This is a genomic window from Psychrobacter celer (genome assembly GCF_016107555.1).
GTDB classification, from domain to species: Bacteria; Pseudomonadota; Gammaproteobacteria; order Pseudomonadales; family Moraxellaceae; genus Psychrobacter; species Psychrobacter celer.
Genome location: NZ_JABASU010000004.1, coordinates 108,472 through 131,528 on the forward strand (window position 1 = coordinate 108,472; position 23,057 = coordinate 131,528).

12 protein-coding genes are annotated in these 23,057 nt (G+C 46.9%); 6 read left to right on the forward strand and 6 right to left on the reverse strand.

The annotated features are described in order from the left end of the window. The first annotated feature begins 39 nt into the window (after positions 1-39). Together JFC05_RS03620 and JFC05_RS03625 are read left to right on the forward strand one after the other, a co-directional pair. Positions 40-1,632, forward strand: coding sequence for an exonuclease SbcCD subunit D C-terminal domain-containing protein (locus tag JFC05_RS03620; protein WP_198335806.1), 1,593 nt, complete (start codon positions 40-42; stop codon positions 1,630-1,632). Positions 1,633-1,696: 64 nt separating this feature from the next. Beyond that, positions 1,697-5,626 (forward strand): AAA family ATPase, encoded by a 3,930-nt coding sequence (locus JFC05_RS03625; RefSeq protein WP_198335807.1) that lies wholly within the window; start codon positions 1,697-1,699, stop codon positions 5,624-5,626. 183 nt (positions 5,627-5,809) lie between these two features. Here the strand turns inward: JFC05_RS03625 and JFC05_RS03630 are convergent, their stop codons facing one another. Further along, positions 5,810-10,675 carry an NAD-glutamate dehydrogenase gene (locus tag JFC05_RS03630; protein WP_198335808.1) on the reverse strand — a complete coding sequence of 1,622 codons (4,866 nt, stop codon included), beginning with the start codon at positions 10,673-10,675 and terminating at the stop codon, positions 5,810-5,812. A 462-nt stretch (positions 10,676-11,137) separates the two neighbouring features. On the opposite strand from JFC05_RS03630, the gene purD reads away from it, so the two are divergent. Continuing rightward, positions 11,138-12,475: a phosphoribosylamine--glycine ligase gene (gene purD / locus JFC05_RS03635; RefSeq protein WP_198335843.1), complete on the forward strand. Its 1,338-nt coding sequence runs from the start codon at positions 11,138-11,140 to the stop codon at positions 12,473-12,475. Between the two features lie 294 nt (positions 12,476-12,769). Beyond that, positions 12,770-14,164, forward strand: coding sequence for an ABC1 kinase family protein (locus JFC05_RS03640; RefSeq protein WP_198335809.1), 1,395 nt, complete (start codon positions 12,770-12,772; stop codon positions 14,162-14,164). Between the two features lie 161 nt (positions 14,165-14,325). Here JFC05_RS03640 and JFC05_RS03645 read toward each other — a convergent pair whose 3' ends face one another. After that, entirely contained in the window at positions 14,326-15,003 is a 678-nt protein-coding gene (locus tag JFC05_RS03645; RefSeq protein ID WP_198335810.1) for a DUF938 domain-containing protein, read from the reverse strand. Between the two features lie 356 nt (positions 15,004-15,359). Between JFC05_RS03645 and JFC05_RS03650 the strand changes: the two genes are divergently transcribed. Beyond that, entirely contained in the window at positions 15,360-15,575 is a 216-nt protein-coding gene (locus JFC05_RS03650; RefSeq protein WP_198335811.1) for a DNA gyrase inhibitor YacG, read from the forward strand. Positions 15,576-15,617: 42 nt separating this feature from the next. Then, positions 15,618-16,796: an aspartate aminotransferase family protein gene (locus tag JFC05_RS03655; RefSeq protein WP_198335812.1), complete on the forward strand. Its 1,179-nt coding sequence runs from the start codon at positions 15,618-15,620 to the stop codon at positions 16,794-16,796. Between the two features lie 112 nt (positions 16,797-16,908). Here the strand turns inward: JFC05_RS03655 and JFC05_RS03660 are convergent, their stop codons facing one another. From JFC05_RS03660 to lysS, 4 genes are all read right to left on the reverse strand, one after another. Continuing rightward, on the reverse strand, positions 16,909-17,808 hold the full coding sequence (locus JFC05_RS03660) for a LysR family transcriptional regulator (protein WP_105245737.1): 900 nt from the start codon (positions 17,806-17,808) through the stop codon (positions 16,909-16,911). Between the two features lie 235 nt (positions 17,809-18,043). Further along, positions 18,044-19,951: a DNA polymerase III subunit gamma/tau gene (dnaX, locus tag JFC05_RS03665; protein WP_198335813.1), complete on the reverse strand. Its 1,908-nt coding sequence runs from the start codon at positions 19,949-19,951 to the stop codon at positions 18,044-18,046. Positions 19,952-20,020: 69 nt separating this feature from the next. Beyond that, the gene (locus JFC05_RS03670) at positions 20,021-21,280 is read right to left on the reverse strand and encodes a hypothetical protein (RefSeq protein WP_198335814.1); all 1,260 of its coding nucleotides are present in this window, start codon (positions 21,278-21,280) and stop codon (positions 20,021-20,023) included. Between the two features lie 175 nt (positions 21,281-21,455). Then, positions 21,456-22,994: a lysine--tRNA ligase gene (gene lysS / locus JFC05_RS03675; protein WP_105245731.1), complete on the reverse strand. Its 1,539-nt coding sequence runs from the start codon at positions 22,992-22,994 to the stop codon at positions 21,456-21,458. Positions 22,995-23,057 lie beyond the last annotated feature (63 nt).

The window sequence follows — 23,057 nt, forward strand, 5'->3', positions numbered from 1 at the left end:
GACACCCCCACTTGCCGATACCACGTTTGCGCCGCGCCTATGAAAAATTTAAAACCTTTAACTGTCTTACATACCTCCGATTGGCACTTAGGGCGCAGGCTCTATGGCCGTATGCGTTATGAAGAGTTTGAAGCTTTTCTAGCTTGGCTTGAGACGACCATCAGCGCGCAAAATGTCGATGTACTTATCGTTGCTGGTGACATCTTTGACACCATGACACCAAGCAACCGAGCGCAGGCTCTGTATTATGAGTTTTTGGGGCGAGTCTCACGCTCCTGTTGCCAGCATATCGTCATCGTCGCAGGCAATCATGACTCTCCGACGTTTCTGGACGCACCAAGTCATGTGCTTAAGTTTCTAAACGTCCATGTCATTGGCACCGCTTGCGAGGACTTAAACGATGAGGTCTTGGTATTAGATGACACAGACGGCGCGCCGCATTGCATCATCGCCGCTGTGCCCTATCTGCGTGATCGTGATGTCCGTAGCAGTAGCGCTGGCGAATCGATGGACAGAAAAGACGCCAATGTCATCAAAGGCATTCGCGCCCATTATGATAACGTCGCCAGTATCGCCAAAGCCAAGCAAGCCCAATTAATAAAATCCCATCAGCGTCACATTCCGATAATCGCCACAGGTCATCTGTTTGCAGCTGGCGGTACGACGACCGAAGATGACGGCGTACGTGAGCTTTATGTCGGTTCGCTTGGTAAGGTGTCTGCTGACATGTTTGACGATGGTTTTGATTATGTCGCCCTTGGGCATTTGCATGTGCCGCAGCGGGTCGGCGGTCGTGAGACCATTCGCTATTCAGGCTCGCCGATTGCCATGGGTTTTGGTGAGGCGCGCCAGCAAAAACAAGTGTTGCTCATACAGTTTGGCGCAGTAAAAAACGAGTTTAGTGATAAAAAACCAATGTCAAACAATACCGCTGCTCGTACCATTGCAAGCAATGTGCCTCAGATCACCCGTACAGTTGCCACAATTGAAACATCGGTAGAAAAAGCGGCTAAAAAAGTAGCCAATCAGACGAGTGGTTTTATGGATGATTTGTTTGGCTTTGATGATTCAGTAGACAATGAGGGCCGCGACAAAAGCAATCTAGACGAACACCATGTAAAGCAAGAAAGCAAGGTTGATGACCTCAATTCAAATGATGTTGACTCAAAAATGACCTCTCCACCGCAGCGACTACATTTTGACAAATCATCTCAGATGCAGATCGCCTCCTTGCCTATTCCCACGTTTCAAAAACTGGCACAAGTCTCAGGTGATCTACAGTCTATCCAACAGACAATTGATAGCACTGCTCAGTCTTTAGATGACACGGAGTCTGTTTGGCTCGAAGTGATTTACACAGGTGACGAGCTGGTCAGCGAGTTACGTGAGCATATCCAGGCGATGGTAGATGGCTTGCGGTGTGAGGTACTAAAAATAAAAAATACCCGCACTTATAATAAAGTGCTAAACCAGCAGCAAACCTCTGAGACACTACAAGACTTGGATGAGGAAGAGGTGTTTGAGCGCTGTCTGCTTCTGAACAAGGTCGCAGATGAACAAAAAAAGGCCCTGCGAGAAGCCTATCAGCAAATCATATATAACTTGCGTCATGAAGACACTCAGGCGGAATAACAGCCGCTCATGTCAACTACTTTGATAATCACTCTATAGACCTATCTAAAAATAAGACCTGCTCATGCGACTGATTGAACTGCGACTAAAAAACCTCAACTCCCTAAAAGGCGAATGGCACATTGACTTTAGTGATCCTGCTTTTTTGAATGAAGGTATCTTTGCTATTACTGGGCAAACAGGCGCTGGCAAGACCACCATCTTAGATGCGATTTGTTTAGCACTCTATAGCCAAACACCACGATTGGGCGATATTACCGGCTCAACTAACGAGATCATGACCCAAGGTACGGGTGAATGCTCAGCAGAAGTCATCATCGAGATCGACTCTACACGTTATCAATGCTACTGGTACCAGCACCGCGCGCATAAAAAAGCCAAGGGTAACTTATTACCGATTAGACATGAGATCAGTGAGGTTAAAACTGGCAAGATTCTAGAAGAAAAAAAGTCCAAGACATCCGCCTATATCCAAGACCTTATCGGTATGGATTTTAATCAGTTCACTCGCTCCATCATGCTGGCTCAAGGCAGTTTTGCCGCATTTTTGAAGTCGGATATTGGTGATAGAGCAGCTATACTGGAAAAAATCACCGGCACTGCCATCTATGCCAAAATATCGCTCAATGTCCATGAAAGACACCGTACTGAAAAAGAAGCGCTTGGCAAACTACAGGCAGGCGTGAACAGTCTATCTTTACTGAGTCCTGAGGATGAAAAACGACTGGCAGCAGAGCTTGAGACGCTTAACCAGCAACAAAATAAGCAGCGCCAACGCTTTAAAACCGTAAGTGAGCAGCTGCAGTGGCTGGAGCAGGTTGAGCAGCTACAGCAGAGCCTTGCGAGTTATCAAAAAGATTTTTCCGCAGCGCAGCATGCACAGATAGAATTTACTCCAGAGGCCAAGCGCTTGGAGCTGGCCAGTAAAGCTTTAGAGATTGACAGCCAGTTTCATAAGCTTGGCTATAGCCGAGAGACGGTCAATCGGCTTAGCAGTGAACAACATCAATTACTCAGTAATATTCCATCTCAGCAAGCAGTGCTTGCACAAGTTACGACCCATTTAAACGATATCACTACCATTGAAAAACAAGCAACAGATAATCTGCAAACTACTCTGCCTGTTATTTCAAAAACACGCGAATTGGATGCTGAGATAAAACAGCAACTTCACTCTTTGGCAAACGACAAGCAACGTAAAGACGACTTAGTCAATAATACGAAACGATTACATCAAGAAATAGCCAGACACAGCCAAACAGAGCAAGAGACGAAGACTCAGCTTGGCAGTCTAGAAAAGTATTTTGATGATTATAAAGAGCTAAACGACCTCGATACAGACATAGCGACCTTTGATAGCAGCTGTGGCCGATTAAAGACGCTGCTAAAAGATAATGTCGGCTTGACTACGGATAAACTTGCGTATGACCATCGAGCCAGCCAGCTACAAGCTGATTTCGATAAGCTGTCTAAGCAACAAGATTCAGATCGTTTATTAATAACCAAGCAACGCGAGCAACTTGCCAGCGTACAACAGCAACAAGCGGCACTTATCGAAAAACAATCGCTTGCAAGTATGCGTCATGAGCAAGAGCAAGTCGACCAAATCAACACTCAGATTGCACAAGCCAGCTATAAGTTACAGCAGCTGTCCGATCTTGCTCACCAAATCGAAAATACCAAACGTTCACTACCGACGCTCAATGAAGAGTTAACGGCCTTAGAAGGACTCATTGCTGATCATCGATCAGACATTCAAGATGCCAAACTCAAGCGGCAAGAGAAGCAAGAGCATCTGAATCTACTACAAAAGGTCGCTAAGCTTGAAGACTACATAGCAGAGCTTGAAAATGGATCGCCCTGCCCGCTTTGCGGCGCCACTGAGCATCCTTATGGTGAGCATCATCCATTATTAGACCGCAGTCACCAGGATACCAGCCAACACCAACCCTCTAAGACGCAACAAACACAGCAGCAAATAGCGGAACTAGAAACCATTATTGATAACCTTGAACAAGATTTATCAAAACACAATATCGAATATGCCACCAAAGAACAGACGCTGAATAACCAGCAGCAACAACTGGCGCCACTACAGCAGCAAGCCGAAACCTTACATAGTGATGTTCAGGTTTACCTTTCCTCGCTATTTGAGGCTAAAAACAATCACTCTGAAGCAATCGCAGCAATTATCGACCCACTTACGCAGATAAACGATAACATTGATGCGGCTACTGCGAACCTAGAGCCTAGCTTATCCTTATTAGATACCGCCAAACACGATCTAACTGAACATAAACAGTCTCTTAAAACCATAGTAATCGAATATGACAATTTAACTGAAACTGCTGCACAGCTCAGTACGACTATTGAGGCTGATGAAAAAAAGCAACAAGTGGTCAGTCATGATATTAACAACCTGACAACTGACATTAAGCTTAACTCACAAAAAATTGTTGGGATAAAAGATAAGATCACTGCTAATTTCTCAGAATTAACGCCTCTGCTGAGCACCATTTCAGCCCTGGCAAATAAGTATCCCATGGACCAACATAAAGCATACTTAACCACAGCGCTCAATACGGCAGACTTATCTGACGCACTTACGCAATTGGGTCATAGTTTTGATAAGCAAACCGTAATAGACAGCGCAGAATGTGACCATCATATTGAAAAACTGCGGCAACAGCGCAGCGCTTTAAGTCAGTTAAAACAAAAATTCAATGAGCAAAAAAACAGCCAACAGCAGCTGACCAACACCTTAAGTAGCCTGACTGCGCAGATTGAAACCAAGCAAGCACAGCTGCACAGTGATGAAACAACGCTCAACGAGCTAGAGCGCTTAATTGCTCATAAGGTCAAGACTATCGAACAATCAAAACAAGATAGAACAGAGATTTTTGCAGATAAAGATACAGATGATGAAGAAAATAAATTACGCAATGCTGTCGATGCTGCTAAAGATAAGCAAAGAGTAGCGCAAAGGCAGCTAGATACCGTACAACAGGCATTAGAACAATTAAAGAGTAGAGAGCAGCAGCTAGCAACAGAGCTACAGTCGGCGACGACCACACTGAACACTCAGCAAAGTATCTTTACAGACTTACTCACAGCGTCCGATTTTGTCGATGAAGCCGCTTTTGTCAAAACCCGCTTGCCCAAAGAGGAGCGTGACGCCCTACATAGACGTAAAGTAGCGATTGATACTGCGCTGCATCAAGCTCAGCTGCAGCTGGACAGTACGCAGCAAGCACTGACGCAAAGTCTTGCTGCGCCTATGACGAATGCAAGCCGAGAGCTCCTTGCTGACCAATATCAGCAGATACAAACAGACATCGACGAGTTAAACCAAAAAATTGGTGCCATTGATCAAAAGCTTAAAGACAACGAGCAGCAAAAAAATACACAAGCGGCGCAGCTGATCGCCATTGATGAGCAAAGACAAAAGCTACAAGTATGGCAGCAGCTGCATATGTTAATTGGCTCGGCTGATGGCAAAAAGTATCGTACCTTTGCCCAAGGCCTAACGTTTGAAGTCATGATTGGCCATGCCAATACGCAATTGCAAAAAATGAGTGACCGTTATTTGCTGATTCACGACGACAGCAACCCGCTTGAGCTGAATGTCATTGACAACTATCAAGGCGGTGAGGTTCGTAGCACCAAAAACCTCTCCGGCGGTGAAGGCTTTATCATCAGCCTAGCACTGGCACTTGGGCTGTCGCAAATGGCCAGTCATAATATCCGTGTCGATTCGTTATTTTTGGATGAAGGTTTTGGTACGCTTGATGAAGACTCACTTGATATCGCACTCGATACTTTGACCAGCTTACAACAAGAAGGCAAGCTGATTGGGGTTATCTCCCACGTACAGGCGTTAAAAGATCGTATCTTGACGCAAATCAAGGTCGAAAAACTCTCAGGCGGCTTTAGCCAAATCAGCGGACAAGGCTGTCGCCGAGTTGTAAAAACAACCGCCGAAAAAGACTCATAGGCTACTCTATATGTATAAGCAGGCAGGTAAGATTGGGTTTGAGAGTAATAACGCTGATCATTGATCTTGAGTGAACTCAACTAAGTTCAACCAATAAAAAGCCACCGCTGATAATCAGCGGTGGCTTTTAAAAGAATGCTAAAAGATAGCAGCGACTGCTGTGTCCATCCTTTACCAAATTGCCTATTTTGTCACCAAACTACTCAACTCGCTCATCAGCACGGACAATGTCGATAAACCAATCTCACCATCGATGGCGTCAAGCTTATCCATTTCAGCCTCAGTCGCTGCCAGTTGATCTAGATGACGCGAGCGCCATTCACTAAAGGCTTGCTTGGCATCTGGTTTTGAGAGTATCGCGTCCATCAGCATACGCAAGCTGCGTGACAGCTCATTGACTAACGCATGACGCGCGCGGCGATCCCAATAGTCTTGCTGTGGTAAGGTGGCGATATTATCCATCATCCAATCGAGCTGCAAGACATGATACGCCTCAAAGTACAATGTGGCGATTTCATCGACAGGGCGATCATATTGCTCAGCGAGCAATGCTGCATCTAGCGCATCCACGTGATATGGCAACATCGCAAACATCGTCGCATCATTTTCGGCCAAATCTTCTTGCATCAAGCTTGTGGCATCTTCTTGCAAATACTCGGCAAATTGCTGCTCGATGAACCCGCCAGATTTGGTCAGTTTTTCCACACTGTCGCTAAAGCGGCCAATCATATCAGCCACTTGTAAGTCCTGACCAAAGGCATTGATAAACCAGACCACGCCATGCTCTAGTGCATCACGCAGACGCAGCTCTAGATTTAATAGCAACGTGGCGTCCACTTGATTGTCTAACACTTCAAGCGTTTTCCATGCTTTGGAGATATTAAAGACATCACGGCTGATGGCGTAACCGCGCACGATGGTTGCCAGTGATTGCCCCGTCTCTTCATACAGGCGGAACAGCGCCTCGATACCCAACCGGTTGACCACACTGTTGGTCAGGTAGGTACTGATGATCTCACGGTGCAAGCGGTGCTGGGTCATCTCATCAAAGAAACGCGTCGCCAGCTCATCAGGGAAGTATTTGCGTAGCTCATTGATAAAATATGGCTCATCTGGCAAATCAGATAATAGCAGGTTGTCATATACCCACATTTTTCCATACGCTAAGACGACTGCCAGCTCAGGATTGGTAAGGCCTACCCCAGCTTTTTGGCGTTTAACAATCTCTTCATCCGATGGTAAATACTCAATAGCGCGGTCCAAACGACCTTCGCCCTCTAGCATTTGAATAAACCGCTGATGATCACTTAAGTTGGCGGCTGCACGGATATGACTGAGCTCAATCGCCTGTGGCTGTAGGTAGTTTTGGCGCAGTACCAGCTCGGCCACGGTATCCGTCATGGACTCTAGCAGCTCATTACGCTGCTTTAAGGTCATATCACCTTGCTCAACGACTTTGCCAAGCAATATTTTGATATTGACTTCATGGTCTGAGCAGTTGACCCCGCCTGAGTTGTCGATCGCATCGGTGTAGATGCGTCCGCCCGTCTGTGCGTACTCGATACGCCCTTGCTGGGTAAAGCCTAAGTTGCCGCCCTCACCGACGACCGCCGTGCGCAGTTCACCACCATTAACCCGAACAGCATCATTGGCGCGGTCGCCGACATCGGCGTGCGTCTCGTTTTCACTTTTGACATAGGTACCGATACCGCCGTTCCAGATTAGATCGACAGGTGACTTTAGTAATGCGCTGATCAGCTCATTGGGCGCCAAGCTATCTTCGCTGATATCAAACAGCGCTTTCATCTCAGCACTGATAGGGATGCTCTTATCGGTACGCGAAAACACGCCGCCACCTTGGCTAATAAGCGATTTGTCATAATCATCCCACGTCGAGCGCGGCATCTCAAACAAGCGCTCACGCTCTGCAAACGACGTCGCAGTGTCTGGGTTGGGGTCGATAAAGATATGCAAATGGTTAAAGGCGGCGACCAGCTTGGTATGAGTGGATCTGAGCATGCCGTTACCGAATACATCACCGCTCATATCACCGATACCGACCACAGTAAAATCATCGCGGTTTTGGATATCCATGCCGCGCATACGGAAGTGACGCTTGACCGACTCCCAGCCGCCGCGGGCGGTGATACCCATGGCTTTGTGATCATACCCAACCGAGCCACCAGAGGCAAAGGCATCATCGAGCCAAAAGTTATACTCGCTTGCTAAGCTGTTTGCAATATCAGAAAAACTTGCTGTGCCTTTGTCAGCGGCGACGACCAAGTACGGATCATCTTCGTCATGACGCACGGTGTTGGCTGGCGGGACGATCTGTCCATCGACGATATTGTCGGTAACATCAAGCATACCGCGCAGGAATGTCTGATAGCAGGCAATCCCTTCTGCTTGGAAGACATCACGGCCATCAGCCATGGTTTTGGTTTTGACGATAAAACCACCTTTGGAGCCGACAGGAACGATCACCGCGTTTTTGACCATCTGCGCTTTGACCAAGCCGAGTACTTCGGTACGAAAATCTTCCATACGATCTGACCAGCGCAGACCGCCGCGTGCCACTTTACCGCCGCGCAGATGCACCGCTTCTACGCGCGGCGAATAGACAAATATTTCAAACATGGGCTTGGGTTTGGGCAGATTGGGGATATCAGCTGCCAAAAACTTAAACGACAAGCGATCTTTACGCTGACCCTCGCTATCGGTTTGATAAAAGTTAGTACGTACCATGGCTTTGATGAGATCCAAATACCAACGCAAAATACGGTCTTCATCGAGGCTATCGACATCCGCCAACGCTGATAAGATCTGCTCTTCGATTTCAGCGGTTTTTTTGGCACGATTCTCATCATCATGCTTGGGGTTCATGCGCGCATCAAACAGGCTACCGAGTGCCACACTGATATCACTGTTTTTGACCACCGTTTGCTGGATATAGGTACTAGAGAACGGCGCACGAGCTTGTACCATATAGCGTGATAAGGCGCGCAGCACCACCACATCAAAGGTATCTAGCTTGGTCGTGAGCACCAGCTCGTTAAACGAGTCACTCTCGACCAGCCCTGCCCAAATCTGCTTAAGGCTGTCCTCAAACTGACCGCGCACCACTTGCATATTGACCGCATCCACGTGTTCGAGCATAAGCTCATACTCTTGCATCCAGATGGGCTGCTCTGGCAAGTCAAACTCATATGTCTGCGCCGATATCACCGACACCCCAAAGTTCTCAAGGATGGGCAGTACTTTTGATAAGATAACTGGCTGCTCGCGGCCGTAGAGCTTTAAGTGTAGCTGATTACTAGCGTCGCCTGTTGATTGGTATAGGTGCCAAATCATCGGCTGCTCACCACTCAAGCCCGCCAAGCGTTTGATGTCCTCCACACCAGTGTGCGCATCAAAACGCTCTTGATACGCAGCTGGGATATGACTCATAAAACGGCGGTTTAAGGCATTGGCCTGCTGCTCGCCGACATTATCTAGCAGCATTTTTTGGTAATTGTCGCTCCAAGATTGCATCAGCGCTGAGAGCTTGTCTTCAAGCGCGGCGGTATTGACCTCTTTTACTTGACCTGGCACGGTGCGCACATGGACGTGTACGCGGGCATGGGCCGATTCGTTGAATTCCGTGGTAAAGCCAGATGATGTGCCGCCATAAGCTTCTTTTAGGACGTTTTGCACCTTGATACGCAGCTCAGTGTTGAACTTATCGCGCGGGATATAGACCAAACAGGAGACAAAGCGCTGATAATGATCGACGCGGCTAAATAAGCGTAGGCTTTTTTTGTCTTGTAGCTGACTGATGCCAGAGACGATAGGATAGAGCTCTTCTACGCTGGCTTGAAACAGATCATCGCGAGGCAAGGTGTTGATGACATGCATCATTTTGTGATGGGCGTGACCATCGCGCGGTAGATCCGCCATTGCCATGATTTTATTAGCTTTTTCGCGCAGTAGCGGTATTTGCTGCACAGTGAGCTGATAGGCTTGTGAGGTCAGTAGCCCAATAAAGCGATATTCACCGACCAGCTTGCCGCTGTCATCGAACTTATGAATACCCAAAAAGTCCATATAAACAGGACGATGTACAGGCGAGACTCGGCTTGATTTGGACAGCATCAAGACGCGCGGCTCGGTCAGTAGCTGCTTTAGGACGTTGGGCAGTTGGCTAAAGCTTTCTGATAGCTTGTCTTCCTCCGCGCCGCGCAGTAGCCCAAGGCCACTATTGCCGATCGCAAACAAATCTAAGTCCGCAGGCTTATCATGAGAATTGACGTTGTCCTTATTATTGACACTATCTACCTCGGTGGCTTGCCCGCCCTCCAGACGATACTCGCGGTAGCCCAAAAAGATAAAATGATCGTCCAATATCCATTCTAAAAACGCCTGAATCTCTTGCTGAGAATAAAACACCTCCGGCAATGGCTTGCAAGCCAGCTCATTTTTGACTTCCATCAATTGCGCACGCATTTGTTTCCAGTCGCCAACGACTGTATCGAGTGTGTCGATTTTATTTAGTAGCATTTGCTGGAGGGCGGCCAAGTCTTCACTGTCCTGATAGGCGATTTCGCAATGAATCATCGATAGGTGCGAGGTGGCGCTTTCATGCGCGTTATGAATGTGAGTGAGATTGCCCTCAGCGTCGCGCTCAACATTGATAATGATGTTGTACGTGCGATGAACATCGATACCTTCGGACTCTAGACTCATCAAAATCGTATCGACCAAAAATGGGCGATCATAGGCGACGATTTGAATGACGGTATGTGAGCTATGAAAATGCTGCTCTTCGGCCTTTGGGTTGAGCACCGACAATTGCGGCTTGCTGCCATCATAAGCCTTGAGCAAAGTAAAGTGATGAAGTGCCATACCAGCTAAGTCAGCATTGCTGATAGCCTTCGCCGTCTCTTGATGGAGCGGCTGATAATAGCTATGAATAAAGCGATCGAATGACGATTTATCCTTTTGTACATAACTGGTGGCGATATCGCTTATCTGGCTGATTCGCTCTTCGGCGATATTCAGAGAGTTTGGCATGTCCTTTGTCCTTTTTTATATATGTAACATACTGATATTTATTTGATTTTATTAATCTGTGCTATTTCGCTGTCCATAACGCTATCGTCACGTCTGATTTGTGTGGATTTTCTCTTTTTTGACGCGTCTGTTAAAAGACATATAGCCGGTCAGACTTAACACCGTTAATCTATGGCAGTTTAACGCACCTCAGGCATCAGCTAAAGCGTACAACATCATTTCATGAATCAGCGCGATGTCGATAACCTTTACTAATGAAACAGTCAGTGGTTTTTACTAATGAAACAGTCAGTGGTTTTGGACTCAGATGGTGCAATATAGGCTGGCGGGCGGATACTCATGGCAATCGCTGCGCTTTTTTTGTTAGAATACGGCAGTATATTTAACAGTGCGTCAATGGTTCACATTTCTTGCTGAATACGGCGAATACTAAAGGCAATAATACTAAGGGCAAAATGTATGATGAATATTTTGGTGATTGGTTCAGGTGGCCGCGAGCATGCGCTGGCATGGCAATGTGCAAAAGATGACACTGTCAAAAATGTCTATATCGCACCAGGTAATGCAGGTACTGCTCTAGAGCCCAAATGCCAAAATGTCATATTAAATGACACCGATGGCGAGCACAGCGGTGTGATTGAGTTTTGTCAAGCCAACGCCATCGATATGGTCATCGTTGGGCCCGAGGCACCGCTGGTCTCAGGCATCGTCGATGCTTGCCGCGATGCTGGTATCAAAGCGTGGGGGCCGACGGCATATTGCGCGCAGCTAGAAGGCTCAAAAACCTTTGCTAAAGAATTTATGGCGCAAAACAACATCCCGACTGCCGCCTATCAAGGCTTTACCGATGCCGCTGCTGCCAAAGCTTATATCGATGAGCAAGGCGCGCCGATTGTTATTAAAGCAGACGGTCTGGCCGCAGGTAAAGGCGTTATCGTAGCAGAGACGATCGAACAAGCCTACGAAGCCATCGATGATATGCTGGCAGGCAACAAGTTTGGCGATGCTGGCAGTCGCGTGGTCATTGAGCAGTTTTTGCAGGGCGAAGAAGCCAGCTTTATTTGTATGATTGATGGTGACAACATCTTGCCTATGGCGACTAGCCAAGATCACAAACGCGCCTATGAAGGTGACACAGGCCCCAACACTGGCGGCATGGGCGCATATTCTCCTGCCCCCGTCGTCACCCAAGCGGTGCATGATAAAGTGATGGCAAAAGTGATTCAGCCTGTGGTTGATGCCATGAAAGCTGCAGGTCATCCTTATACCGGATTTTTATATGCAGGTCTGATGATTGATAAATCAGGCGACCCTTATGTTATCGAGTTCAACTGCCGTTTTGGTGATCCAGAAACTCAGCCAATCTTGATGCGCCTGCAGTCATCAATGGTCGACTTGGTCGCGCAAGGGCTGGCAGGTCAGCTGCCGAGTGCTGCCAAATGGGACGCGCGCCCTGCCCTTGGTATCGTCATTGCCTCTAAAGGCTATCCTGAAAGCTCATCGAAAGGCGATGTCATTGCAGGCTTGCCAAAGCTTGATACCGACAATGCCAACTTAGTCAAAGTCTTCCATGCTGGCACCGCATTTTCTGACGCAGAGGTGCAAGATCAAAACGCCAATCATCAAAAAGAAGTCGTGACCAACGGTGGCCGCGTCCTATGCGTGACCGCCTTGGCAGATAGCATTTCGGACGCGCAACAAGCGGCGTTGGCAGTGACTGGTGCGATTAGTTTTGATGGGGCGCAGTATCGCCGTGATATTGGTCATCATGCTATCGCTCGCGAAAACAGCCGCTCATAAAATGGTGATAAATACGGGCCAACTTTAGCCTACCCTATTTACTGTTTTGGCTTATTATCGTAACTCTGATCAGATCTAGTGTCATGCTAGATCTGATTTTCTTTATGTTGCATCGCTGCATTTGTGACGGCTAACACCATGCACTGAGCTTACAAAGTAACTGCTATCAGAGTGCATCGCTTCATCAACCCAAGGCAGTTTCTATGATACAATTTTGTATCGACCATCGCATGTCCCTTGTATTGTAGGTTTTATGCCCGCAAATCAATAGCAACCGGATGAATGATTATATTTATGGCACACGATACGTCTAAACCCTCTAGTACCAAGCACTCTATCGATAACCTAAAAACCTCAGGGTTTGAGAGACGGATGTCGATTGCCAAAACCTCCTTAAATATTGGGCGTCGTTGGGCGGGCAACAGCGTGTCTGGTATGTTTTTAAATAAAGAAGCACGCACCGCACGCAACCAAGCCTTTATGGAGACACAAGCAAACTATCTTGCTACCGAGCTTGGCAAACTAAAAGGCTCCGTGGTTAAAATCGGTCAGATGCTCGCAATATATGGTGAGCACATACTGCCTCCCGAGATTACGCGTGCGCTGCAAACGCTCAATGATGATACCGCCACGCTATCATGGCCAACGATTGAGCAAACGCTTCATACATTGTTGGGCGATAAAATAAGCGAGCTGACGATTGATCCGATCCCTATCGGTACAGCGTCTTTGGCTCAAGTACATCGTGCCACCGTTATTGCCACAGGTGAGCAAGTCGTGCTAAAAGTCCAGTATCCAGGCGTCGCGGATGCCATCAACTCAGACTTGGCTTTGTTTAAACAGTTATTAAAGGTTAGTAACATCGTGCCGCAAACGCGAGCGCTTGATGCTTGGTTTGAGGAGATACGCGACCTACTCCATCATGAGGTAGATTACGAAGCAGAAGCGGCCACGACAGAGCGTTTTTATGAGCGTCTAAAAGATGATCCACGTTATATCGTACCCAAAATCAATCGCACGTATTCTAAAAAACGTCTGCTGTGCATGTCCTATGAGCCAGGTATCACAGTGGTTTCTACATCGCTGCAACAGTTGTCGCATCAGCGCCGTAACGCCATTGGTCAAGCCGCTATCGAAATCATGATGAAAGAGATTTTTGTTTGGGGCGAGATGCAGACAGATCCTAACTTTGGCAACTATCTGGTACGCGTTAGTGAAAACGAAGACGATATCGACAAATTGGTGTTATTAGATTTTGGCGCGATACGTCAGTTTGACAACCATCTTTTGACCATCGCCCATGGCTTACTAAAAGCTGGCTATCACCATGATCATCAGGCCATGATGCGAGCCATGACAGGTTATGACTTCTTTGATAGTATGAGTCAAAAGGTCAAATCTGATATTGCTGCCCTATTCTTATTGGCCACCGAACCCTTTAGCAATCCTGCAACCAACCCTGATATTCCAGCGGAATGTCTAGATGCTGACAACTGCTATATCTGGGCAAATAGTAAGTTGCATTCTCGCCTCTCATCAAAGGCTAGCCGTGCTATGCAGTCTTTTGAATTTAATTTACCGCCAAAAGAGTTTATGTTTATCAGTCGTAAGTTTATTGGTGCCTATACATTTTTGACAGTATTAGATGCTTATACTGATTCTGATAAATTGGTAAAGCCTTATTTATAATTTTAGCGATTTTTTGCTTAAGTTTATGCGTTATTTTTTGACCGCCTTCTTTTAGAGGCGGTTTTATTTTTTTAACTCTATTTGCTTAGGCTATTTTATATAGTTTATTTAGCCTTGTAGGTTTATGCAAGCTTTGCTCTCTATTTTTACTTAGGCTATTATTAACTTTTATGAGTACTTAGATTCGCTTGCCATTGATCAAATCTGGTATTGTAGCCGACAGGCTTACGCATACAGAGCTCCCAGCATATCTCACCGCGCGCCAGATACTTGACTTCGAAGTGGGTACGCTGGCTATCTTGTGATACCTTGTAGCGCTCATTGGGTAAGCACCATACTTTCGTCGCCTGCTGCTCAGCATTATCCATATAGCTCTCAATATTGGTGGCCAATATGATCTCTCCACCTACCTGCAAACGTGATAATAAAAACTCAAAAAACGGCATGTTTAACCACTGCTGATTGGGGTTATGCTGCTCAGGATTGGGGTACAGAATAAAGATCTTAGCGATACTATTCGGCTCTATCGCATGGACAATCCAGGCGATCGCATCAGCATGTATCGCATCTAGGTTCGGCAGCGCTTGGCGCTCGGCCAGTTTTGCAAAAGCATCGAATTTGTTGCGCGTACGCTCAATGGCAATCAAGTGCTGGTCTGGGTGCTCGGCGGCAAAGCTGAGCGCATGCTTGCCCTTCCCCGCTCCAATCTCTAAGAGTAAGGGCACAGGGGTTGTCGTTTGTTGTATGATTGCAGGAATACAAAAACTGCGCGGTGCTGAGAGCTTGTTTGGTTGAAAGGCACGCTGCTGTCGATGCGTAAGCTCGATATGTTCGGTCATCTACTATCCTTAAAGCATTTGTCTTTTGCCATTATTCGGCCACATGCTATTATATAGTCAATCCGCGACAATAGTAATATAACGCTGGCAAGTCATGCTTCCCACCTCCCTGTTTTGGGAATGTCTTCTTATCAAAAAATCGATAAAACTGAGATAGATAACCATCAAACAAATAGCACTGATACCTTCATGCTATCTGGTCTGGCAAATATTTAGACGTTTTTTACTATTTGTTGTTTACTCGGCAGACTGAGGGCGCATGTTGGTAGCATTAGATTGGCCTCAATCAGCTGATGACTGATCCATACGCTTGCCAAGCTGATAATCATAAATTTAAGGATGCATGTATACCGACTATGACCCAATCAACCTCCAACCCAGCCAATTCAAGTAATTCAAGTGCGCCTCCCAAGACTTATCCTTGCCCCCGCTGCGGCACGCAGACCGCTTGGCAAGACAATAAGTACAAGCCATTTTGTAGCAGTCGATGCAAACTGATCGACCTAGGCGCTTGGGCAAACGAAGAATACACCTTACCTGCAGAAACCACGCCTTTTTCTGACGAACTCTAACACTTACTTTTTTACTCACTTATCATCTTAAGGATGTTTACTATGTCTGCAACTTACCTGATGCCCACTTATAACCGTCAACCAATCAGCTTTACTCGTGGTTCAGGCAGTTGGCTGTATACCAAAGACGATACCCCGTATTTAGATGCGCTAACGGGCATTGCCGTTTGTGGCCTAGGGCACTGCCATCCACAAGTGACAGACGCCATTCAGCAGCAAGCCGCGACTTTGGTTCATACCAGCAACTTATTTGGTATCGATTGGCAAGAGCGCGCTGGAGAAGCGCTATGCACCGCCGCGCAGATGGACAGTGTGTTTTTTGCCAATAGCGGTGCTGAAGCAAACGAAGCCGCTTTAAAGCTTGCACGCTTATACGCCAACCAGCAAGGTTTTGCCCGTCCAAAAGTCATCGTCATGGAACAGTCGTTTCATGGCCGCACATTGCTATCGTTGTCAGCCACCGCCAACCCAAAAGCTCGCGAAGGATTTTACACTTTAGATGAGGATTTTATCCGTGTGCCCTTTGGCGATATTGAAGCCATCAAACAAGCCGCGCAAAAACACGATGAGATTTGCGCTATCTTGGTAGAGCCTATTCAAGGAGAAGGTGGTCTAAATACCGCCGAAAATGGCTTTGGCTATTTAGAAGCACTACAGGCTGAATGTGACGCTCACAACTGGCTGTTTATGCTCGATGAAGTACAAACAGGTAATGGCCGTACTGGCAAATACTTCGCTTATCAGCACAGCAATGCCCGCCCTGATGTTTTGACAACGGCAAAAGGCTTGGGAAATGGCTTTCCTGTAGGTGCTTGTATGGTACGTGGCCGTGCCAATGGGCTGTTTGGCGCGGGCAGCCATGGCTCAACTTATGGCGGTACGCCGCTGGCAAGTCGTGTGGTGCATAGTGTTTATGATGTACTCGCCAATACTGACATCATGAATAATGCCGTCACCGAAGGGCAATTCATCCGTGAGACGCTAGTCGATGCACTAGGACAGTATGGCGTCAGTGCGCGCGGCGCAGGTATGATGATCGGTGTCGTGTTACCTGAGGACATGGACTGTACTCAGCTGGTGGATCGTGCACGCGATGAGCAAAAGCTTATCATCAATGTCACGGGTGGCCACGTGATACGCTTATTGCCGCCACTAAATATGAGACGTGATGAGAGTGCACAGGTCGCTGATCGTTTGATTGAGCTATTAAAGACCTCATGATAAAGCGATAAAGTAATTGACTGTGACATGTAAAAAAGAGCCTATAGATAATCGAAACCTATAGGCTCTTTTTTATGCTAAAGCCATCATCGCACTGATGATGCATCGCGCTTTAGTTGGCATGAAAATACTTCTTTAATACTTCAAGGCAACGGGTTATTTTTGCAGGCTGCTGTTCGCGATTTAAAGTAACGGCATATAGCACAAAGCTTGGCAGCTGATAACCGGTCAACACCTCTACCAACTCGCCGCTCTCTAGCTCTTTTTTAACATCCATCTCCAGCATTCGCACCAGACCGTGGCCTTCTTTGGCCAATGTCGTCGCCATAAAGACGTTATTGGTATAGATACGAGAGTTCATTTTTATGCGGGTTTTTTTGCCCGTTTCTGTCTGAACCAGATCAATTTGATTGGCGTCTTTCATGATTTCGATACAGATCAGCTGGTGATCATTGAGGTCTTTTGGGCTTTGTATTTTGGCATGCTGACGCAAATACTGCGGTGAGGCAACCAGCAACTGGCGTACATCAGTCAATGGATGGCTACTCAGACTCGAGTCATTGATGGTTGGACTCATACGAACCGCAATATCAATGCGCTCGTCGATCATGTCGATATAATGGTTGTCTGCCAAATAGGTGATGCTCAAGTCATCGTGGGCGGCCATCCACGTCGAGAGCGCAGGCAAAATATGATTGACGCCCAGCTCAGGGGTGGTCGCCACTCGCAAGCTACCAGCAAGCTCATCTCGCAATTGATTGACTTTGATGCGCCCTTGCTCGGCCGCGCTGACCACATCTTTTGCCGCTTCATAAAAACTCTCGCCTGCCTCCGTTAAGCTAAGCTTTCGAGTAGATCGGTGCAATAACACCACACCCAGCTCGTTTTCTAATGAGCGGATTTGCTGACTGACTGCACTGGTTGTAATACCAAGCTCACGGGCTGAGCCACTAAAGGAGCCATGTTCAACCACACTGGCGAACACAGCCATACCGCGTAAATTATCCAACATATTCTCACCTAACCTGCATTTGGTTTTTTAATATAACTTAACTATTATAACGAATTTTAATTTGTCTTACAGTGATTAAATACCATCTTTTTTTATCTAAAATGACGCATCACTCTTAATAAAAACAAAAATATCAAGGTGATAGCAATCATCGCCTTGATATTTTTGGATAGCAATCGTGTTTAGTAGCCATATAGACTGTTAATCGATTTTAATATAAAAAAAATTTTACTGTTTAGTATAGCTGAACCTTACCCATTTTACCTTCGCCACGCTCGAGTAGGTACTGCATCACAGGGGTGTTAAGCAATTTGGTTTCTGCCAGTGACTTTGCTTGCACCATACGCTTTTGTTGACGGCGCTCTGGGGTTTTGTCTTCAGACTGCATGACACTGCTGTCGATTTTTAGGTCGATCTCGGCTTGCTCGAACTGCTGCTGCAGTTTTGCCGCTAAGTGTTGAAAGGTGGCTTGTAAATGGCGGCTGTCCACACTGGTCACAAAGGTCGATTTGCCATTACACAGCCCAGTCATCATGCCCTGACGCGCCAATGCTAGCTCGTCTTGCGCCAAGCTCTCAGCCTCGCGAGCGGTCTGTAGCCAATAATCCCATTTGTCTGGCGTCCACTCGCCAGTCAGCTCCTGTGGCGGGCAACGCAATAACGTGCGAGGATCATCCGCCGTCATAGTCAATTGAGAATTATTTCCGTCAGGCTCTGCAATTGGTTCAGGCTCTGCAATTGGTTCAGGCTCTGCAATTGGTTCAGGCTCTGCAATTGGTTCAGGCTCTGCAATTGGTTCAGGCTCTGCAATTGGTTCAGGCTCTGCAATTGGTTCAGGCTCTGTAATCAGTTCAGGCTCTACGATCGGTTCAGGAGCATAAGCAGCTGACGGCAATTGCTGACTAAGATCATGTTGATAATCTACATCGTCATCTGGTAGCGGTACTGCTGAAACATTATACTCAGCCGTAGAAGCTGTCGGTGAATCTTTCACCTCACTAGGCAGCTGCGGCAGCGTAGGAGGGGTTTCTGTCAGCACCGCATCAGCTGCGAGCGGACGAAACGCCAGTAGACGCAGTAGACACATCTCAAGCGCCTGCATGGGCGTACTGGCAAGCTTGACCCCTTCACGCGCTTGCACAACGATTTCATAATACAGCTGCAGCACATCAGGGCTGATATGCTGCGCTAGGGTATGAATATTTTGCGCTTGTACTTCATTAACGTTGAGCGCCACTTGAGGCAACAACTGTGTCAAAGCCAATTGATGCAACAGCTCAGCGAGCCCATCAAACATGCTGGTTGCATCGACCATCTGCGTGCGCATCTGCTCAATGTGGGCGGCGACAGCAGGCTTATCATGGTTATAGATATCGGTGATAAGACGAACCAAGTCAGCTGAATCAATTAACCCAAGCATGGCATTAACAGTCGCATCGTCAAGCCCACCTTGACCAAAAGCGATGGCCTGATCGGTCAGTGACAAAGCATCGCGCACCGAGCCTTTGGCAGCACTGGCCAACTGCCAAAGTGCAGGCTGGGTATAAGCCACATCCTCTTTGGTCAAGATATTTGCCAAATGCTCACTAAGTAGCGTCTGCGGCAAGGGACGCAGTACAAACTGCAAGCAGCGTGAGATGATAGTGATCGGTAGTTTTTGTGGATCAGTGGTCGCCAGCAAAAACTTGACGTGCTCGGGCGGCTCTTCTAGTGTTTTTAATAAGGCATTAAAACTGTGGGTCGATAGCATGTGTACTTCATCAATCAAGTACACTTTGTAGCGCCCTTGGCTTGGCGCATAAGGGACATTGTCCAATAGCTCACGGGTGTCTTCGACTTTGGTACGAGAGGCCGCATCAATCTCAATCAGGTCAATAAAACGTCCCTGATCGATGGCCACACAGTTATCACACACACCGCAAGGCGTGCTCGTCACACCCGTCTCGCAGTTCAAACATTTTGATAAGATACGCGCAATCGTCGTCTTACCCACCCCGCGCGTCCCTGTAAACAGATAGGCGTGATGCAGACGATTATAATCTATCGCATTAATCAATGCTTGCGAGACGTGCGTTTGTCCAATCAACTCATGAAAGTTTTTTGGGCGATATTTGCGAGCTAAAACTTGATATTGCTGCGTCATAATAAATGCCAATTTGAATAATACAAAGATAAATAGCGCATCCGCCCAGCGATCAACAGCCCGCCTGATTTATAACTGGGCTTTTAGCTGTGCCAGCTGCTGGTATAAGCGCTTAGTGTTTGCATCGATGAGCGCACCACTTTGATAAAACGCATCCAAATGTACCTCAGTGTTTACGCTGTTTTCGCAGGGTCTAAACTCGACACCGATCAAAAACAAATCTTCCATCACAGGCGCTTGCATTTGTGCATTGAGCTCCGCCAACAGATCTTGATGTACACCGCGCACCTGCTCGGCGCTTAGCGAACCATGAGGATCTTGGGCATAAAACACCATCAGATAATGACGACCAAACGTCCTATAAGAGTGCTCGTGGCGGACATAGCCATTCCAGCGTGAGTCTTGATCCATGGTTCTATAAGCGAGGATTTTTTCTATCAAACACGCATAAGTATACATCGATTCATCAACTAATGTATCGACCTGTGCTTTTGGTAGCGGGCGCTGCGCCTCATAAGCATCTTTGATCAGATCATTAAACAGCTTATACCACATGCCTGTGTTTTTTTGGATCTCTGCCATTAGAGCCGCCGCAAAAGCCGTCTGCCCAGGCTCTGTGGCCTTAAGTAAGCGCGGCTCAATCTGGTCAATCAGCTCATACTTGACCAATTGCTCTTGTACAGCGATGGCTCTTTGATGAAAATCTGGCGACTGCAAAAACTCCGCCAGCAGCGTTGACTCATCTTGAAAGGATTCAAAACTCGTCAACTGACGACGATGAAAGTCTAAAAAGGCGGTCAAATCACTTGGCGTCACCAGTTGCCGCAAGATATCGATAAAGTTTTGATAACTAAAAACCTGCAGGACGCTTTGCTCATCATCCAAATCTAGCACGCAGTCTTCAGCAAAAAACTGACTGCCATACTCATAGCCAATAGCATAAGTCTGTGCCTCTGCACGGCCAGCATGGTGCTGGACTGCAAGCGACGTCAGACCGACGAAGTACACGGCTTTATCCCTCTGCACATCGCTATTTGTCAGAGATTTATCGTTTTTTTGATAAAGCGCTGCATGACGCTTGATCAGCTGATTGACGACTTCTTTTCGCCACTCGCGAACTTGGCTGCTATCAATGTCATGCTGACTTGCTTGCCTCATGACATCATTGACCAGCATATAAATACGCGCGTCAGAGAACTCAAAGACAAAATCATACCCCTGAAACTGATCAGAGGTAAGTGTGTCATCGTTTGCAGTTTCATACAGCGACAAAAAGCTTTGCTGAACCATCTGTTGCCAAATTGAAGAGGCAGCTTGCTGAGTATCCATAATATCCCTATAAATGTGCGCTCTAAAATTCTGAGCCTATTCCTTAAAAGTAGAAAAACTTACAAAAGCAGAAAAACCTGCTTATGTTTAGTTTAGTCTCAGCACAGATTGATGGCAAGCAAAGCCCTTTTCGCTTGTTTTTTGACCGCTAAGCGCATAGCATATATTAAGCTTTCTAGCTTTCTAGCTTGCGACGCATGTGCGGAAACAAGATCACATCACGAATACTCGCCGAATCTGTAAATAGCATCACCAAACGGTCGATACCGATACCCTCACCGGCAGTCGGTGGCAAGCCATAAGACAAGGCTTCGATGTATTCTTCATCGAAATGCATGGCTTCGTCGTCGCCCGCGTCTTTTTCGGCGACCTGACCGTGAAAACGCTCTGCTTGGTCTGCTGGGTCGTTAAGCTCACTAAAGCCATTGGCCAATTCGCGGCCACCGATGAACAGCTCAAAGCGATCGGTGATTTCTGGATTGTCATCGCTGCGGCGCGCCAGCGGTGAAGTCTCAGCTGGGTACTCAGTGATAAAGGTTGGCTGGCGCAGCTGATGCTCGGCCGTTTCTTCAAAGATAATGGTTTGTAGTTTACCCACACCAAACACGTCTTTTACTGGTTGCTTGAGCGTTGTTGATACATACTCTGCCAGATAGTCACGATCATTGATACGTGACATGTCGAAGTTTTCGGCGTATTTGGCAATCGCATCAGACATAGACAGACGCACAAATGGCGCTTTTAGGCTGATGGCTTCTCCTTGGTAAGTAAGCTCTGTGGTACCCAAGATATCCATTGCCAATTCGTTAAATAAACGCTCGGTCAAATCCATCAAATCATGATAATCAGCATAGGCTTGATAAAACTCAATCATGGTGAATTCAGGGTTATGACGGGTCGATACCCCTTCATTACGGAAGCTGCGGTTGATCTCAAATACTTTCTCAAAACCACCGACCACTAAGCGCTTTAGATAAAGCTCAGGAGCAATGCGTAAATATAACGGCATATCTAGCGCGTTATGATGGGTCACAAATGGACGCGCCACTGCGCCACCTGGAATGGGATGCATCATCGGCGTTTCTACTTCCATAAAACGCTCACCCAGCATAAACTTGCGAATACCACTGATCACTTGACTGCGAACCATAAAGGTATCGCGTGTGGTCTCATTGGTCATCAAGTCAAGATGGCGATTGCGATAGCGGGCCTCTACATCGGCGAGGCCATGGAATTTGTTTGGCATCGGGCGTAGCGACTTGGTCAATAACGTGAACTCTTCGATATGGACGTATAAGTCGCCTTTACCCGAGCGTCCGATATAGCCTGACACCCCAACGATATCACCCAAATCCAATGATTTGATGGTGGCAAGTGTTTCTGGATCCAGCTCTTTACGAGCGACATATAGCTGAATACGACCCGTCATATCTTGAATGACAATAAACGCGCCGCGGTTCAACATGACGCGTCCTGCCACGTTGACCTGAGTTTTTTCGCCTTTTGCGACGTTGTCTTCGATTTCTTGTTTTGAGATACCTTCAAAGGCGGTTTGCAAATCTTTGGCGTAATCTGTGCGTTTAAAGGTGTTTGGATACGCCGGCTTGCCCGACTCTGTGATAGCGTCTAGCTTGGCTTGCAGTTGGGCAATCAGCTCATTGGATTCTTCTAATGTGGGCGCTTGCTCTTGGTTTTGATTATTGTGCTTTGACATAATACTTCTCAAAATGATTAGGTAATGAAATAAAAAACATAAAAATAATAGTAGAGCAGCTAA